This is a genomic window from Paracidovorax anthurii, from assembly GCF_003269065.1.
GTDB lineage: Bacteria > Pseudomonadota > Gammaproteobacteria > Burkholderiales > Burkholderiaceae_C > Paracidovorax > Paracidovorax anthurii.
This window is the reverse complement of record NZ_QLTA01000123.1, coordinates 1-1,344: the sequence shown is the minus strand read 5'-3', so window position 1 is coordinate 1,344 and position 1,344 is coordinate 1. Positions and strand designations below refer to the sequence as shown.

2 protein-coding genes are annotated in these 1,344 nt (G+C 50.5%); both read right to left on the bottom strand.

What is annotated here, in order from left to right; genetic code table 11:
* Positions 1 to 97 precede the first annotated feature (97 nt).
* Positions 98 to 793 carry a hypothetical protein gene (locus tag AX018_RS25090; RefSeq protein ID WP_146749466.1) on the bottom strand — a complete coding sequence of 232 codons (696 nt, stop codon included), beginning with the start codon at positions 791 to 793 and terminating at the stop codon, positions 98 to 100.
* Positions 794 to 1,064: 271 nt separating this feature from the next.
* Positions 1,065 to 1,190 carry a hypothetical protein gene (locus AX018_RS25975; protein ID WP_281269576.1) on the bottom strand — a complete coding sequence of 42 codons (126 nt, stop codon included), beginning with the start codon at positions 1,188 to 1,190 and terminating at the stop codon, positions 1,065 to 1,067.
* Between the last annotated feature and the right edge of the window lie 154 nt (positions 1,191 to 1,344).

Sequence of the window (1,344 nt, the reverse complement as noted above, 5' to 3'; positions counted from 1 at the left end):
ACCCGCTCTTCAGGCTGCAACTGCTGGAATCTTCTCGTCATCTTCACACCCTACCTCATGGGCCAGGTGTTGCATTTCAGATTTGAGACCGCCCTAATTATTCTCTCAGCTGTTTTTGAACTTTGATGACCAAGGCAGCTGGAGGCTTAACGATATTGTTTTTCTGAAAAGCCCCCCTCTGGTGCTCAATCAAACCGATAGCGATTGCCGTTCCTATTCCTGCACCAATTCCACTTTGCAGTGGTGATGCAGAAGAATTAATGATTGCTGCATTTGTGGTGTTGATAAGATCCCCACTTCCGCTTAGTCTTTTATCAGCTGCTTTTATCACTGCGCCTTTGGAGCGAATTACCTGTGTCCCTTCAACAGAAAATAAACGAATCTCACGTGAACTGTTAAAGGGTACGTAGACGCCACAATCGACAGTCACAGAGTCTCCTGGCTTGGCGCCTGCCGAGTTCCAGTTAGGCACAACAAACATCTCTGTATAGCATTGAGCCTCGCCCTTGTAATAGGTGCCGGCGTCATCTTCACCAATAACCGCATACTTTCCTGCAGCAAGCAGGCTTTCCATCTCGCCAGTCCAGTTGTCGCTTTGCCTCCAGACGATGGGCTCTTCAAGCACCAAGGCTGTGGTGCGTGTGGAAGCTTTCAACTCTGTTTGTTTCGGTCCCGCACACCCGCCGAGAAAGAAAAGGACCACTGCAGTCGCGGTGAGGCTAAAGATATTTTTCCGTGAAGACCAACTCATATCGTGCAGAATGGAAAATGAATTACCCATTGTAACATCCATGGAAATTTCACGCCACAAGGCACATAGCCCTACACACCACAGATTTCTATGACAAAAGAAATATCACTGCGCAATTCGAGCGAGGTCTTGTGGGCATGGCTGGTGGCATCACCATGTATCGGAGTGGCATTGAAGTGCTGAACAAACCGGCCGCTGAGCGCGGGCTGCGGCCCGGGCGTCTGCGGGCCATTCAGCCCGCGCGACACAGCAACTGGAGTGACTCCAGAGACGGACCAGTGCCGTATGCCAGGAATTTACCAAGCTCACCCATTTAAATGTTGAATTCCCCCATGTCCGGATCAAACAGGGAGATCACGCCGTCGTTCACCTTGAATGCAGTTGCATGGGCATTTGCGCTGTCGTTGAGAGCGAGGATGCCTTCTTTGGCTTCGCTCATGCTCTCAGTGACCCGACGGATTTTTCATTGTCCAGTTCATATTTTTTGTGGGCACTCTGAATGGCTTTGTTGCACAAATCAGTTCGAAGACGGCATAGCCCCAACCCCAGACGGATTTATGCCATGGCGGCCACCAGAACGGTTTGAGGACGAC

Coding starts and splice junctions, on each gene's coding strand:
- AX018_RS25975 (WP_281269576.1), bottom strand. CDS start 1,190: ATGAGCGAAGCCAAAGAAGGCATCCTCGCTCTCAACGACAGCGCAAAT.
- AX018_RS25090 (WP_146749466.1), bottom strand. CDS start 793: ATGGATGTTACAATGGGTAATTCATTTTCCATTCTGCACGATATGAGT.